This window comes from Carnobacterium inhibens subsp. inhibens DSM 13024 (assembly GCF_000746825.1).
Classification (GTDB): Bacteria; Bacillota; Bacilli; order Lactobacillales; family Carnobacteriaceae; genus Carnobacterium_B; species Carnobacterium_B inhibens.
Genome location: NZ_JQIV01000006.1, coordinates 1675036 through 1691508 on the forward strand (window position 1 = coordinate 1675036; position 16473 = coordinate 1691508).

General features: G+C 36.5%; 16 protein-coding genes and 1 other annotated feature. Of the genes, 3 read left to right on the forward strand and 13 right to left on the reverse strand.

Translation table 11 applies throughout. From position 1 onward, the window contains the following. Positions 1-131: 131 nt before the first annotated feature. From rpoB to BR65_RS09310, 13 genes are all read right to left on the reverse strand, one after another. Positions 132-3698: a DNA-directed RNA polymerase subunit beta gene (gene rpoB / locus BR65_RS09250; RefSeq protein WP_023179584.1), complete on the reverse strand. Its 3567-nt coding sequence runs from the start codon at positions 3696-3698 to the stop codon at positions 132-134. A 286-nt stretch (positions 3699-3984) separates the two neighbouring features. Further along, entirely contained in the window at positions 3985-4596 is a 612-nt protein-coding gene (locus BR65_RS09255; RefSeq protein ID WP_023179586.1) for a class I SAM-dependent methyltransferase, read from the reverse strand. A gap of 258 nt (positions 4597-4854) precedes the next feature. Then, positions 4855-5220, reverse strand: a complete 366-nt coding sequence (rplL, locus tag BR65_RS09260; protein WP_023179588.1) for a 50S ribosomal protein L7/L12 — start codon at positions 5218-5220, stop codon at positions 4855-4857. A 72-nt stretch (positions 5221-5292) separates the two neighbouring features. Then, positions 5293-5793 carry a 50S ribosomal protein L10 gene (gene rplJ / locus BR65_RS09265; RefSeq protein ID WP_023179590.1) on the reverse strand — a complete coding sequence of 167 codons (501 nt, stop codon included), beginning with the start codon at positions 5791-5793 and terminating at the stop codon, positions 5293-5295. Between the two features lie 58 nt (positions 5794-5851). Next, positions 5852-5979: a sequence feature (ribosomal protein L10 leader region), on the reverse strand. A 51-nt stretch (positions 5980-6030) separates the two neighbouring features. Beyond that, positions 6031-6720: a 50S ribosomal protein L1 gene (rplA, locus tag BR65_RS09270; RefSeq protein WP_034537982.1), complete on the reverse strand. Its 690-nt coding sequence runs from the start codon at positions 6718-6720 to the stop codon at positions 6031-6033. Between the two features lie 96 nt (positions 6721-6816). Next, on the reverse strand, positions 6817-7242 hold the full coding sequence (gene rplK, locus BR65_RS09275) for a 50S ribosomal protein L11 (protein ID WP_023179593.1): 426 nt from the start codon (positions 7240-7242) through the stop codon (positions 6817-6819). A gap of 121 nt (positions 7243-7363) precedes the next feature. After that, positions 7364-7882, reverse strand: coding sequence for a hypothetical protein (locus BR65_RS09280; protein WP_034537983.1), 519 nt, complete (start codon positions 7880-7882; stop codon positions 7364-7366). Between the two features lie 215 nt (positions 7883-8097). Beyond that, positions 8098-8637, reverse strand: a complete 540-nt coding sequence (gene nusG / locus BR65_RS09285) for a transcription termination/antitermination protein NusG (protein WP_407371964.1) — start codon at positions 8635-8637, stop codon at positions 8098-8100. Between the two features lie 189 nt (positions 8638-8826). Continuing rightward, entirely contained in the window at positions 8827-9006 is a 180-nt protein-coding gene (secE, locus tag BR65_RS09290) for a preprotein translocase subunit SecE (RefSeq protein WP_023179598.1), read from the reverse strand. Between the two features lie 36 nt (positions 9007-9042). After that, a complete protein-coding gene (rpmG, locus tag BR65_RS09295) occupies positions 9043-9195 on the reverse strand; it encodes a 50S ribosomal protein L33 (protein WP_013712055.1) in 153 nt (50 codons plus the stop codon). 94 nt (positions 9196-9289) lie between these two features. Then, positions 9290-10231, reverse strand: a complete 942-nt coding sequence (gene menA, locus BR65_RS09300) for a 1,4-dihydroxy-2-naphthoate polyprenyltransferase (protein WP_034537984.1) — start codon at positions 10229-10231, stop codon at positions 9290-9292. A gap of 16 nt (positions 10232-10247) precedes the next feature. Then, on the reverse strand, positions 10248-11318 hold the full coding sequence (locus BR65_RS09305) for an FAD:protein FMN transferase (protein WP_023179602.1): 1071 nt from the start codon (positions 11316-11318) through the stop codon (positions 10248-10250). Positions 11319-11477: 159 nt separating this feature from the next. Beyond that, the gene (locus tag BR65_RS09310) at positions 11478-12017 is read right to left on the reverse strand and encodes an FMN-binding protein (RefSeq protein ID WP_034537985.1); all 540 of its coding nucleotides are present in this window, start codon (positions 12015-12017) and stop codon (positions 11478-11480) included. Positions 12018-12654: 637 nt separating this feature from the next. On the opposite strand from BR65_RS09310, the gene BR65_RS09315 reads away from it, so the two are divergent. The 3 genes from BR65_RS09315 (at position 12655) to BR65_RS09325 (ending at position 16331) form a co-directional block, all read left to right on the forward strand. Continuing rightward, positions 12655-14508, forward strand: coding sequence for an FAD-dependent oxidoreductase (locus BR65_RS09315; protein ID WP_023179606.1), 1854 nt, complete (start codon positions 12655-12657; stop codon positions 14506-14508). Positions 14509-14739: 231 nt separating this feature from the next. After that, the gene (locus BR65_RS09320; protein WP_034537986.1) at positions 14740-15309 is read left to right on the forward strand and encodes a Gx transporter family protein; all 570 of its coding nucleotides are present in this window, start codon (positions 14740-14742) and stop codon (positions 15307-15309) included. A 41-nt stretch (positions 15310-15350) separates the two neighbouring features. Next, complete coding sequence (locus tag BR65_RS09325; protein ID WP_023179609.1) at positions 15351-16331, forward strand: polyprenyl synthetase family protein; 981 nt, start codon at positions 15351-15353, stop codon at positions 16329-16331. Positions 16332-16473: the final 142 nt, after the last annotated feature.

A 16473-nucleotide genomic window follows, 5' to 3' on the forward strand; every position in this document is an offset into this window, starting at 1 on the left:
TATTGTTTTATTTATAGATAGTGGTATCTATCTTTGGTTCAATAAACTACTTTGTACGTTGATTCGTTTTAAAGGATGCTCGAAAGGCCCATTTATTAGTTCTAATTCAGAGGCCAATCGAGATACCTGGTTTAATCTTCTTTTAGTCGTTCTTGTTCAGCTGCTTCAGCACGGATTTTTTCTTGTTCTTCAGCATATTTGTTTAATGCATCAGGGTTCACGATATCATCGTCATCATCCATGTCACGTAATTCAATCAACTCATCATCTTCATTCAACACTTTCATGTCTAAACCTAATGATTGTAATTCTTTTACTAACACGCGGAATGATTCTGGAACACCTGGTTTTGGAATTTTTTCACCTTTAACAATTGCTTCATAAGTTTTCACACGACCAACAACATCATCCGATTTGTAAGTTAAGATTTCTTGTAGCGTATAAGCTGCCCCATATGCTTCAAGTGCCCAAACTTCCATTTCACCAAAACGTTGTCCACCAAATTGAGCTTTACCACCCAACGGTTGTTGTGTAACTAATGAGTAAGGTCCTGTTGAACGAGCATGTAATTTATCATCGACCATATGCGCCAATTTGATCATGTACATAACTCCAACAGAAATACGGTTATCGAAAGGTTCTCCTGTACGTCCATCGTATAATACGGTTTTCGCATCAGCAGCCATTCCAGCTTCTTTAACAGTATCCCATACGTCTTCATCTGAAGCTCCATCAAATACTGGAGTTGCAATATGAATACCCAATTGACGAGCAGCCATACCAATGTGCAATTCTAGTACTTGTCCAATATTCATACGTGATGGTACCCCTAATGGGTTCAACATGATGTCTACTGGAGTTCCGTCAGGCATAAATGGCATATCTTCTTCCGGCATGATCAAAGAGACAACCCCTTTGTTACCATGACGTCCGGCCATTTTATCCCCTTCGTTGATTTTACGTTTTTGAACGATATAGACACGAACAAGCATATTTACGCCTGGTGATAATTCATCCCCAGCTTCACGAGTAAAGATTTTAACATCATGAACTGTTCCGCCGCCACCATGTGGCACACGAAGAGATGTATCTCTAACTTCACGAGCTTTTTCACCAAAGATCGCATGCAATAGACGTTCTTCAGCTGATAATTCGGTTACCCCTTTAGGAGTTACTTTACCAACTAACAAGTCGCCATCTTTTACTTCAGCACCGATACGGATAATACCCATTTCATCTAAATCTTTCAAAGCGTCATCTCCGACGTTTGGAAGTTCACGAGTGATTTCTTCAGGCCCAAGTTTTGTATCACGTGCTTCTGATTCGAATTCTTCAATATGAATAGAAGTGTATACATCATCTTTAACTAAACGTTCGCTCATGATAATAGCATCTTCATAGTTATACCCTTCCCATGTCATGAAGGCTACTAATGGGTTTTGTCCTAAAGCCATTTCGCCTTGTTCCATAGAAGAACCATCTGCTAATATCTCGCCTTTTTCAACGCGATCGCCTTTTTCAACGATTGGGCGTTGGTTGTAACAAGTACCTGAGTTTGAACGACGGAATTTTGTTACAGCATATTTATTTAAAGCACCGTTATCTTGACGTACGCGGATTTCATTTGCATCTACGTATTCAACGACACCGTCATTTTTACAGATCAATGCAGCTCCTGAATCTCGAGCAGCTACGTGTTCCATACCTGTTCCTACAAGCGGAGCTTGAGGATGGATCAATGGAACAGCTTGACGTTGCATGTTGGCTCCCATAAGGGCACGGTTACTGTCATCATTTTCTAAGAAAGGAATACAAGCTGTCGCTACTGCAACTACTTGTTTAGGAGAAACATCCATATAGTCAACACGACTGATAGGGACTTCTAAGTTTTCTTCCACGTAACGAGCAAGTACAATATCATTTGTAAATGTGCCATCTTCATTTAATGGAGCATTTGCTTGTGCAACAACATAGTTATCTTCTTCATCAGCTGTTAAGTAATCGATTTGATCCGTAACAACACCTGTTTCGCGGTTAACACGACGGTAAGGTGTTTCAATGAAACCAAATTTATTTACTTTAGCGTAACTTGATAGACTGTTGATCAGTCCAATGTTTGGACCTTCTGGAGTTTCGATCGGACACATACGGCCATAATGGGAGTAATGCACGTCACGAACTTCATATCCAGCACGGTCTCTTGTTAAACCACCGGGTCCTAATGCAGATAAACGACGTTTATGAGTCAACTCACCTAATGGGTTTGTTTGGTCCATGAATTGAGACAATTGAGACGAACCAAAGAATTCTTTGATTGATGCTACAACTGGACGAATATTGATCAATTGTTGTGGTGTTACTGTAGCCATATCTTGGATAGACATACGTTCACGAACCACACGTTCCATACGAGACAACCCAATACGGAATTGGTTTTGCAACAATTCACCAACAGAACGAATACGACGGTTTCCTAAGTGGTCAATATCGTCTACGTTTCCGATGCCTTCTTGTAAGTTAAAGAAGTAACTCATTGAAGCTAAGATATCAGCTGGTGTAGCATTTTTAGTTTCATCAGCAATAATTTTATTTCCAATCATGTTTACAACACGTTCAGAGTCTTTTTGAGAAAAGACTTTTACAACTTGTAATTCTACAGGTTCTGGAACGACACTGTCGTCTGAAGGGTAATAAGTTACGCTATTGATACCAGCATTCAAATACGGTGTTAACTTATCGATTTGATCACGGTCTAAGAACGTACCTGATTCAGCAATAATCTCACCTGTTTCAGGATCTACTAACGTTTCAGCCAATGTTTGGTTGAATAAACGAGTAGACAAGTTTAATTTTTTATTTACTTTGTAACGACCAACGTTAGCTAAGTCGTAACGTTTTGGATCAAAGAAACGAGCTGTTAACAAACTTCTTGAGCTATCTGCTGTTTTAGGCTCACCTGGACGAAGACGTTCATAAACATCTTTTAAGGCTTCTTCTGTACGAGAGTCACTTGCATTTTTGTGTAAATCTTTTTCCATTGTTAAACGAAGACTTTCGTTGTCTCCAAAGATTTCAAAAATTTGATCATCCGAACCAAATCCTAATGCACGAACCAATACAGTCAATGGTATTTTACGTGTACGGTCAATACGAACATAAGAAAGGTCTTTTGCGTCAGTTTCAAATTCAAGCCATGCTCCACGGTTTGGAATAAGCGTTGAACCAAATCCTTCTTTTCCATTTTTGTCTAATTTTCCGTGGAAATAAACTCCTGGAGAACGAACCAATTGAGAAACAATTACTCGTTCCGCTCCGTTGATAACAAATGTACCCATTTCAGTCATTAGCGGGAAATCTCCAAAGAAGACTTCTTGTTCTTTAACTTCTCCGCTTTCTTTGTTGATCAAACGTAATTTAACATAGATAGGAGCTGAATAATTTGCGTCATGTGAGCGAGCTTCTTCAACGGTATATTTAGGTTCTTGCAATTGATAATCGACAAATTCTAGTGATAAATTCCCAGCAAAGTCATCAATTGGAGAAATGTCTTTAAACATTTCACGTAACCCTTCATCTAAGAACCATTGGTAAGAATCAGTTTGAATTTCAATTAAATTTGGAAGTTCTAAAACCTCATGGATACGTGAAAAACTTCTACGTGTACGGTGCTTACCGTAATTTACTAAATGGCCTGCCAACCTGTTCACCCCTCAAACTGTTTTTAGTGTGGTCGTTCTAGGTAAATCAACATGTTTCATTTGTGTTACTTTTATTAAAGATGCATAACAAACTGAATATCTACCTATTTTTTGGCAAAAAAAAACCAAAAGATTCGTGAACTTTTAAAATAAAAATCCATTTCCTTTTGTTTTCTTCTTTAAATCTGCTCTGGACAATATTTCAGAACAAATTTTTCTTCTTTAAGACACACTATATGCATTAGATTATTTTACACTAAATTTACTTATAAGTCAACAAAAATTATTAATCCTCTTGTTTTACACTTTGAATGATCCAATAGCCTTTGTCTTTAGCGATGACTTCTGCATTTCTGAACGTTTCTTCCATTTTAGCTTTTGCACTTGGCGCTCCCTGTTTTTTTTGGATGACCACAGTTAACGTACCCCCATGTTTAAGCAAATCGTAAGCTCCGGTCAAAACTCCATGAACCACTTGTTTACCTGCCCGTATAGGAGGATTACTAACAATAGCCGCAAAGTCCTTACCTTCTACTGATTCATAAATATCAGATGTATGGATCAATACATTTGCCAACCGGTTATTAGATGCATTTTGCTTCGCTAACCCTAAAGCTCTTTCGTTTACATCGACCATCTCTACTTTTCGTTCCGCATCTTCTTTAGCTAAAGATAACCCTATCGGACCATACCCACAACCAATATCTAACAGATTACCGGGAACCATTTCAGAAAAATCAAGGGTTTCAATCAGCAAACGCGAACCAAAATCAACTGTCTTTTTAGAAAAAACGCCTGTATCTGTTACAAATTTAAATTCTTTCCCTCGTAAAGTATACGTCCAAGCAGAAGTTTCACTGGCCGTTTGAGGTCTATTAGTAAAATAATGATCTGACATGCTCGTTCCTCCTTTATCTGGTTTCACTTTAACGTTCTATCCATTTAATTGTCTTTCAAAAAAACTCACTAAAGATAAAAAGAGGCTGGGACAAAACTACTTTTGTGAAAAAAGTAGTCCCACTTTCGTTTGTTTTGATAGAGATATAGAAAAATACACTCCCACTACTGAACAAAATAGTTCATAGTTTTGGGAGTGTATTTTTTTGAGAGACCTTTTGTCCCAGCCTCTTTCTTAAAAGCATTAGTAGGGTTAAAATTATTTAACTTCTACAGATGCTCCAGCTGCTTCTAAAGCTTCTTTCAAAGTTTCAGCTTCTTCTTTAGAAACGTTTTCTTTGATTGCTGCTGGTGCTCCATCAACTAATCCTTTAGCTTCTTTCAAGCCAAGGCCTGTAGCTTCACGTACAGCTTTGATAACTTTAATTTTTGAGTCTCCAGCAGAAGTTAATTCTACTGTAAATTCAGTTTGTTCAGCTGCTGATGATTCACCAGCACCTGCTGCTGCTACAGGAGCTGCTGCAGTTACGCCAAATTCTTCTTCGATTGCTTTTACTAAGTCGTTTAATTCTAAAATCGTTGATTCTTTCAAGTCAGCAACGATTTGTTCAATGTTTAATGCCATTGTTGGTTTCCTCCATTATTGGTTAGTTTTTTTTGGTTTAACTTACTTTTCTTTCAAAAAGAGATTGTTTGATTAAGCTACTTCTTCTTTTGATTCTGCAACTGCTTTGATAGCAAGTGCAGTATTGCGAACTGGTGCTTGAAGTACAGATAACAACATTGACAATAGACCGTCGCGGTCTGGCATAGTTGCAAGAGAATTCATTTCAGCGGCTGAAGAAACACGTCCTTCAATTACGCCACCTTTGATTTCTAAAGCTGAAGCTTCTTTAGCAAATTCAGCGATAATTTTTGCAGGTGCTACAACGTCATCGTTACTAAATGCAACGGCTGTAGGTCCTTTGAAAACATCGTCCATTCCTTCTAAACCTGCTGCTTGTGCTGCACGGCTCAAAACAGAATTTTTGATAACTTTCATTTGAATTCCTGCATCACGTAATTGTTTACGTAAATTAGTCACTTCTTCAACAGTTAATCCACGGTAGTCTACTACAACTACTGAAGCTGCTTCTTTAAATTTAGTTGATGCTAAATCAACTAAATCTTGTTTTTTTGCGATAGCTGCTTGACTCATAAATTTTTCACCTCCTGATCGATTGGCTAGAATTTCTTGTTTTTATGAACTTAAAGTCCTATAAATGCAAAAAACTCTATGTCACCTTAGACATAGAGGGATAATCGTATGTTCTCACATATTCATCCTCGGTAGGAAATTAAGGCACTCGCCACCTACTGTCTTCGGTAATATTTCTCAACCTAGACGATTTTAACAATTTATATCGCCCAGGTCAAGACTATTAATAATTATTTATTAAAACGATCCTGCATCAACTTTAACACCAGGTCCAAAAGTAGTTGTTACTGTAATGTTTTTGATGTATTCGCCTTTTGCAGTTGAAGGTTTAACTCTTAGCATTGTTTCGTTAATAGTTTTGAAGTTTTCAACTAATTTAGCATTGTCAAATGATACTTTACCGATTGGAGCATGAACATTTCCTGCTTTGTCAACACGGTAAGTCACTTTACCTGCTTTAATTTCGTTGATTGCTTTAGCAACGTCCATTGTAACAGTACCTGTTTTAGGGTTTGGCATTAAGCCTTTAGGTCCTAAAACACGTCCAAGACGTCCAACTTCAGCCATCATGTCTGGAGTTGCTACAACAACGTCGAAATCAAACCATCCGCCATTGATTTTTTGAACTAATTCAGCTTCTCCTACGTAGTCTGCACCAGCAGCTTCAGCTTCTTTAGCTTTTTCACCTTTAGCGAATACTAATACTTTTTGAGTTTTCCCTGTTCCATTTGGAAGAACAACTGCTCCACGAATTTGTTGATCAGCTTTCTTAGGGTCAACGCCAAGTCTATAAGCAACTTCTACAGTTGCATCAAATTTAGCGTAGTCAACTTCTTTAACTAATGCTACAGCTTCTTCTAATGAATAAGCTTTTAAAACATCAACTTTTTCAGCCGCTGCTAAATATTGTTTACTTTTTTTAGCCATAATTTTTTCCTCCTTGATTGTGGTTATAACGGTTTTACCTCCCACTTAATCCTTATAAAGTTATCTATAAGGGATACTGAGAAGCGGAATATAGAATTAACCTTCTACAGTGAATCCCATGCTTCGTGCAGTACCTTCGATCATTAACATAGCAGCATCAACATCTGCAGCGTTTAAGTCAGCCATTTTTGATTCTGCAATTTCTCTAACTTGGTCGCGAGTTACTTTTGCAACTTTTTTAGTGTTTGGTTCACCAGAACCAGATTCAACACCAGCAGCTTTTTTAAGTAAAACAGCAGCAGGTGGTGTTTTTGTAACAAATGTAAATGAACGATCTTCATATACAGAAATTACAACGGGAATGATTATTCCGTTTTGATCAGCAGTACGAGCGTTGAATTCTTTACAGAACCCCATAATGTTGATTTGTGCTTGCCCTAAAGCTGGACCTACCGGTGGAGCTGGAGTTGCTTTTCCTGCAGGAATTTGTAATTTAACTAATTTAACAACTTTCTTAGCCACGAGACATACCTCCTTGATTGAGTCCGTGATGTGGTTAATGGGGTTAATATTTCCCCTCCCACATTTGACGCATACGTAAAACGTACCAAGATACTATACCATCTGAAATTCAATTTTGCAACTACTTTTTAAACTTATTCGATTTTTTGGCTTGAGAGCGATAAACCGCTGTTTCTTTTATTGGTTCTTTTATCTGTTTCTCTGGCATCAACGCTTGTTCTTCTACTGATTTTTTAGAAACCTTCTTCATTTTTTTCTTTCTAATACGAGAATATATGGTGTAAATCACACCTACAATAACAGCATAGACAGCAAAAAACACAATAAATCCCCACAACCCTACTGCAGCATCAGCAAATTCCATATTACCCCTATTCGTAATGGCTTGTTGAATTTCAATAGCAAAAACCAATACCGTCATCATCGTAAAAGTATAAATAAAAGAAAGAATCGTTGTACTAAATTTCCATTTTCCAACAATTTTGAATAGGATATAGACCCCTATAAAGAAAACAATCCCTATAATGCCCATCACCCAGAAATGCAGATCTTTATCAGACATATTCATACCGAACAGCTGATTAAGGGTGTCATGAATTTCATTTACAATAGCTGCCAATATTAAAATAAGTTCTTTCATTCATTATTCACCTACTTAGTTCATCTTGAATTTAGTATACCACAGGCTTGTGACTTTTATTGATGCTTCTCAATGCATCATCGGTTGTAAACAAGAGGATAACAGTACCGCAGTTACCAGAAGATTCAAGTCTTAGTACCCTATAATCCAACTACACAAAAAAAGTGGGAACAGCTTGCCCCACTTCTTTCAATACTATTAAAACAAATCTTTGTTTACAGTTTATCTGCTTGTTCAAAGTCTAGTTCTGTACTTGTTTCACGACCAAACATCTCAACGTTAACTTTAAGTTTTGCTTTTTCCAATTCAATCTCAGTAATTTTACCTGTAAGGCCGCTAAATGCACCTTCAATGATTGTAACGGTTTCGCCAACTTCAAAGTTGATTTCTTGATGACGAGCACTCATACCGATACGGCGTAGAATAACTTCGATCTCTGAGTTTAAAAGAGGTGCCGGCTTGCTACCTGCTCCATGTGAGCCAACAAACCCTGTTACACCTGGAGTGTTACGAACAACGTACCAAGAATCATCAGACATGATCATTTCAACTAGAACGTATCCAGGAAATGTTTTTTTCATATTTGTTTTTTCTTTACCGTTTTTCACTTCTTTTTCTTCTTCTTCAGGGATAACTACTCGAAAAATATAATCCCCCATACCCATACTGTTAGCTCTAGACTCGATGTTTTGTTTTACTTTGTTCTCATATCCGGAATATGTGTGTAAGACATACCACTGTTTTGCACTTTCTATTTCTTCCACCTGTATCACTCCTATTCATTTTATTATTGATGTTTGTTTTTTGTTATTGGCTAGTTGACTACTTTTTATGACATACAAAAAAACCTTCATTTACTTTTAAAGAAGGTTTTGTGCATTTATTGTTGAACTTATTATACCACCATGTGTTCTTTCACGCTAGTGGTTTCTGTTTAACACCTTTTATAGAACCAAGTCTAAGATTGCATCTATACCGAAATCAACAACTGCAAAGAAAAGAACAAATAATAGACAGACGACAAAAACAGTCAATGTATATTTTCTAAGTTCTTTACCAGTAGGCCATGTGACTGATTTAATTTCTTGGCGTACATTACCAAAAAAGTTTTTTATTTTCTTCATTTTTTATTCCCTCCAAATTGGCATTGAGACTTCTTTTTATTTTGTTTCACGATGCAATGTATGTTGATTGCAATATTTACAGAATTTTTTTACTTCTAAGCGTTCTGTGCGATTTCCTTCATTCACTTTTTTAGAGTAATTTCTAGATCCACAAACAGAACAAGCTAGAGATGTTTTTTTACCACTCATTTTTTCACCTATTCTTTCTCCTAAACGGACGGACGAATGACATCTTACTAAATTTACCATCACTCGTGAAACATGTCAATTGCTGTTTTTGATCTTATCGAAACAATAAGCTTATAGCTAACAACACAACTTCGCTACTACAAAATAAAACAATATTTTTTATAGCAATCACAAAAGTTTCTGATTTTACTTGTTTCGCGTTATAAACAGCTAGATTTTTTCGCATAGGCAAGATCGTTACTACTAGAAGTAATAATATAGGATGCAACAAACCTAAAATAATTGCTATCACAACGACAGCATAACTTGAGTAAACCAGCCCATTAAACAATTGAACGGCTCTTTTTTTACCAATATAGAAAGGCAGTGTATAACGGTGATTTAAAATATCTTGTTCCAAATCACACGTATTATTTGCCAGCATAATATTTGCAATTAAAAATACAGCAGGCAGAGAAACAAGGAACAACGACAAGATGAGCACCATATCTCCTTCTACTATAAATCGTGTTCCTTCAAACGCTAAGCTTAATAAGGTTCCTGGCTCAACATTTACGAAGGCTGCAATAAAAAAGATCCCAAATCCCATTGTTAGCCCAGAAATAGGTTCTCCTAACGGCATTCTTGAAATTGGGACTGGTCCAAAAGTATAAAAAATCCCAATAAAAAAGCAAACAGCTCCGATCAGTAATAAAATAATATTTGTTCTAAATACAAGTATAATTCCTAAAAGAAACGCGATAACCAGCATAGCCACGATTAGGCGAACAACTAATTTCTCTGATAGTTTTTCTTGTCCGATAATATTTACTTCATCTTTGTACCCTTCGTCTTTAGCTTTCTGGTAATCCATCAAATTATTGATGGCTGTTGTTGTCATATCAAAAATAATCATACTCAAAAAGAAAAGAAGTGTATTGATTGGACTAAAAGAATCAAAATAATAAGTTGCAAACAATGTTCCTAGCAGAAAAGGAAAAAGGCTCGCTAACTTCGTTTGGATCTCCACTAATTTCAAAAATGTATTTATCGACATCGCTTATCCCTCTTCGCTAATTTTTCAATGTGAAATCATCATTCGTCAATTTAAAGGTATCTTTTAAACCATCAGATAAATAAACTTCTTTATCTTTAGTAACAAATATTGCGTCAACGTTTTCTAAGGTATTAACATATTCTAACCCTTCTACCAATCCTTTAGAGAAAAGTGATGTTGACAATCCATCTCCATCAATAGACTTCTCTGTGACTACACTTACTCCAGCTAGTTCATTATTAAAAGGATACCCTGTTTCAGGATTCATCAAATGATGGTAAGTTTCTCCATCCACTTCAAGAAATCGTTCATAGATTCCGGAAGTAACAATTGAACGGTCGCTTAAAGCTAAAGAACCTAAAATCGTTCCTCGCGTTTCAAACGGATCTTGGATTCCAACATTCCAAGCCACACCTTCACCTCTTGCACTATCTCCTAATACATAAACGTTACCACCTAGATCAATAATAGCTGTATCTACTTCATGTTCCTCTAACACTTCCACTACTTCATCTGTAATAAAACCTTTAGCGATTGCCCCTAAATCGACTCGCATGTCTTTTTCTGGAAGGTAAACTGTTTGGGCTTCATCATCAAACTGAACTTTTGTATAATCAACTAAAGCTAAAGCTTTATCAATTTCAGATTGCTCCGGCTTCCTAGCGTCATCAAAACCAATGTGCCACAATTCAGTAATTGGCCCAATTGTCATATCAAAACTCCCAGCAGTAGTATCGCTGTAGTCAAAGGCTGCTTGCAACAAGTAATATAAATCATCAGATACCTCGACTGGTTTTATACCAGCTTGGCTATTGATTTTTTCAACTTCTGAATCTCCGCTGGCTTCATCAACGGTAATCAAGCCTGCAAGTTCTTCGATCCGTTCAAAAGCTGAATCTAACGCTTCTTGTTTGTCTTGATTATAAATCGTTACCTTCACTACCGTACCCATTAAAAATTCAGTTCTTTCAAACGGTTCCTTAGCTAACGACCGCTCTTTTGTGCTCGTTTCTTTTCCGCAACCTGCAAGCAAGAAAAGTCCAGCAATTAACGAAACCATTATCTTGCCTGCCCATTTTTTTCTCATCAAAAAGACCCCTTGTTTGTTATCAATTTTTATCCAAATTCCATTAAAAATAAACAGGCCTTAGAAATTAATCTAAGACCTCTATATTATGTCATTTTACCTTAACCTTTTCAATATTTGCTAAAGGAATAGCCCTAGCAAAAAACAATTTCAAAGGGATTAGTTATCTATTTCAATCTTATCTGTTTTACCTTCCGCTGCTGCATCAACGAGTTGTTGTGCATATTCAACAAACAATTCATGAGAATGAGTTGCGCCCGACACAACTTCAACAGCTGAAGGATCTTGTGCATCTACTAAAGCTTGGTTGTATTCAGGAATGTACTCTGCAGGGCCAGTTCCAACTTTTTCTTTCATTGCTTTTTGGTATTCTTCGCTTTCTGATTTTAATTCTCCAGCATCATTAACATAGTCATAGTTTGATTCTGTAATTTGTCCGTCTTTAACAGTCATATTAAAAACAACACGCCAACCATTGTCATCAAGATTTTTTTCTTCTAATAAGTATGAACCATCTTGTAACGCTACTGCTTCAGTTGAGCTCATTGACTCAGAGCTTGTCTTTTCTGATTCAACAACTGCTGAACTTTCTACAGCAGAACTCTCTTCAGTAGTTGAATCATCTGACCCACATGCTGCCAATACAAATGTTGAAGCAAAAACAACTGATGCCATTTTCAAACCTTTTTTAAATTCCATAATATATACCCACCCTATTTTTATAGTCTGATCTTCCTAACGAAAGAACAACCCGGCTATTTCATTTGGCTGATCATCTACTATCAGTATAACGACTTACACATATATTGTCTATATTTTCACATGATATTCTTATAATATACACTGAGACAACACGTTACCAACAGCCACGCAACCCAAATATGCTTATTTATAAACATTTAATGGTGGTATATCTTTCTAAGTCTTTTTTAATAGTGGAATTTTTCTTCAATATAAATTATTTTTTACATCACAAACTCTCTTTTTACAATCTCGAAATTTCTATTTTCTTTAAAATACCCTTTGTTTCTTGATGAAAACTGGAATTTGTCGATAATGTGACAACCGTTTGTGCTTTTTTGCATTATCATTTTCCTTGATTTAATCCTTTTTTCAACACTGTTTTGTATATATTTTAACGAATACTTTCTTTTTCAAACTGTATATACCCAGTTCTGTATACCTTTTTTCAAAAGAATCTTTTAAAATGTAGACATATTCATTTTTATTTTGTATAATAAATTCATCAGATTGTTGTGAAACTTTTAACTAACTTGATGAAACTTGCAATTATTATTCTATTTAAAAAAAAGTTTTTAAAAAGGAGCTAGAAAAAATGACTCAAACAAATGTAGTTGTTGTTGGTGCTGGTTTTGCAGGAGTTGCTGCTACGAAACAATTAGCAAAGAAACTTAAGAAAAATAAAGATGTAACGATCACGTTAATCGATCGTCACTCTTACCTTACTTATATGACCGAATTGCACGAAGTGGCTGGGGGACGTGTTGAGCCTGAAGCTATTCAATATGATTTACAACGTTTATTCGCTCGCAAAAAAAATGTTAACTTGGTAACAGATACCGTTACTGCTGTTGACCACGATAAAAAGGTTGTTGTAACTGAAAACGGATCTTACAACTATGATTATTTAGTTTTAGGTATGGGTGGAGAACCAAATGACTTTGGAACACCTGGAGTTAAAGAACACGGCTTCACTCTTTGGTCATTAGAAGACGCTGTTCGTTTACGTCATCACATTGAAACTACTGTTGCTGCTGCAGCAATTGAACACGATGCTGAGAAACGTGCAGCTATGATGCGTTTTGTGATTTGTGGTTCTGGATTTACGGGTATCGAAATGGTCGGAGAATTATTAGATTGGAAAGATGTTTTAGCTAAAGAATACAAATTTGACGCTTCTGAGATCGAATTGATCGTTGTTGAAGCTGCTCCTACTATCTTAAACACACTTCCTCGTCAAGATGCCGATAAAGCTGAAAAATTCATGACGAAAAAAGGCATCAAGATTATGAAAGATGCTCCAATTGTTAGCGTTGGTTCAGATTCTGTTCTATTAAAATCTGGAGAAGAAATTGCTACGAAAACATTAGTCTGGACTGCTGGTGTTAAAGCGAACACAGATACAGCAGAATTTGGAATGGAACAAGCACGCGCAGGACGCCTAGTTGCTAATGAATTTATGGAAGCAAAAGATCTAAAAGATGTTTATGTTATTGGTGATCTTGTCTACTACGAAGAAGAAGAAGGTAAACCAACTCCTCAAATCGTACAAGCTGCTGAACAAACTGGACACACTGCTGCTGTTAACGTGATTGCAGCCATTGAAGGTAAAGAAAAACACAAATTCGAATCAAATTACCAAGGAACAATGGTTTCTATCGGTTCGAAATATGGTGTTGCTTATTTGATGGATAAATTCCACCTTAGCGGATTCTTCGCTATGTTAATGAAACACATTGTGAATTTGAAATACTTCCTTGATATTCGTTCTGGCTACTACATGGTACAATATATATTCCATGAATTCTTCCACATCAAAAACCAAAGAAATATTTTCCGCGGTCATCTTTCTCGGTACGGAAATGTCTTATGGAGTGTTCCTTTAAGAGTCTTTTACGGTAGTATGTGGTGTTTTGAAGGGGTCAAAAAAGCCTTTGGTTTATTTGGTTCTCAAAGCTGGTTTGGCGATAATGTAGCTTTACCGTTCTCTTGGTTGCAAGACGTAACTAGTGGAGCTTCAGAAGTAGTGGACGAAGTTACGGAAGTTGCAAAACCTATCTTTGGTCTGAGCTACGTATACGGTGAAGAACCCATGATGGTTTTATCTCATGCTCCTGGCTGGTTTAACAGTATTATGGAATTTATGATTCCTACTCCTGAAGTAGCTCTAATTTTCCAAAAGTTCATGACTTGTGTGGAAATTGCTATTGGTTTGGCTTTAATTGCCGGCTTATTCACTTGGTTAGCTAGTGCTGCTACTGTTGCTTTAGTTGTCAGCTTTGCTTTATCTGGTATGTTCTACTGGGTCAACATTTGGTTTGTCTTCGCAGCTATCGCTTTGATGAATGGTTCTGGTCGTGCGTTTGGTTTAGACTACTACGTGATTCCATGGATTCAAAAAGTTGCCGGTAAATGGTGGTATGGTACACCAAGGTCTTTATATAAATAAAAATTTAAGTTTACTATAGTATAAATGGGTGAGTGAAGGTAGGTCTCTCTACCTCCACTCATTTTCTTATGGCTTAAAGGGCACTAAACTTCATGTATGAAAGAGAAAAAAATGTTAAGATAGAAAGAAGAATTCAGTATTTTTTCTTCTTTGTCTCTTGTTATTTTTACTGAATGATCAAAACAAGCGATAACTTAATTCATTGAGTTTATTAAATAAGGGCTGGTGTATATGAATAGAAACCAAAAACTTGTATATATTGCATTATTGGCAGCTCAAGCTGTTATTTTAAGTTTAGTTGAAAGAAGCATTCCTTTTCCCTTTGCCTTTGCTCCAGGTGCAAAACTTGGAATTGCTAACCTTATTACAATTGTGGCTATATTTACGTTACCTTTAAAAGACAGTTTTACAGTAGTCTGGATGAGACTCATTATGACTACTCTCCTCGGAGGCACCTTGTCTACTTTTATGTACAGTTGTGCCGGAGCTCTATTGAGTTATGTTGGCATGCTAATCGTAAAAATGTTGGGGCCAAAACGTGTCAGCATTATCGGAATAAGTGCTACAGGTGGTATCTTGCATAATGTTGGCCAATTAGCAGTTGCTAGTTGGATCGCTCAAACGTGGACCGTTATGCTTTACTTGCCTATTTTATCCTTCATGGGTATTTTGTCTGGTATTGCTATTGGTATTGCTGCTAATTATCTAATGACTCATGTAAGAACATTAAAAGATTTCCAAAGTCATACTCAACACCATAGTAAAAAAAGTAGTCGTAAAACTACTTATGCAAATTCTTAAATACTACCGCCATAACTTTATGAAACGAAAGGGGAATACACATGCAGATCCATCCTATGTGGGAAGCCTACCCTGAACTGCACTCTGAATTGATACAAACGATCGAATTGATGGATTCAAAAATCCATCTTAGAAATAAGCCTATCGAGAACGCTATAGTCGATATGATGCATACAGGAGGTAAATTGATTCGGCCAGCTTATACCCTATTGTTTTCCTCATTCGGGGATGATCATGATCCTAGCCGGGCACGGGCTTTTTCTGCTGCTATTGAAGTATTGCATATGGCTACGTTGATCCATGATGATGTCATTGATGATTCACCTAAACGACGTGGTCAAAAAACCATTCAATCAAAATACGGCAAAGATGTAGCTGTATATGCTGGTGATTATCTCTTTACCGTGTCATTCAAACTGATAACAGATTATTCTAATTCTATGAAACAAATGCAAATCAACACTAAAGGGATGGAACGCATCCTAATGGGTGAAATTGATCAAATGCATCTTAGATACAATAAAAAAATAACCATTCGAAATTATTTAACTCAGATCTCTGGTAAAACAGCTCAATTATTTGCTTTAGCTTGTTACTCAGGCGCCTTGGAAAGTGGACAAGACGAAAGATTTGCTAGACATTGCTATTATATCGGAAGTCATATTGGTATGGCTTTTCAAATTAAAGATGATATTTTAGATTACTCCCAGACAGCTGATACATTTGGAAAACCCGTGCTAGAGGATGTTAAACAAGGTGTTTATTCTTCGCCTCTCATTTATGCTATGCGGAAAAATAATGCTGCTTTTAAAGACTTGCTTAATAAAAAAGATCAGATGACCAACGAGGACACAAAGAAAGTGCGACAATTAGTGATTGATTTAGGCGGATTAAAGGAAGCTGAACGTTTAGCCCATAAGTACACAGAAAAGGCTTTAAAACGTATTGATCAATTACCAAATACTCCAGAAAAAGAAATTATTCGCGACGTAACGGAGTCACTATTAAACCGTAATATTTAGCGGATCGTAAATAAACACCTAATTCAAATAAAAAGACAAGAACAGGCTAAAGCCTAATTCTTGTCTTTTTATTTTAAAACCTTACGAGAATGGTAGACTATTTCTACTTTTAAGAATTAAAGCAGATAAAGAATCCGCTTTC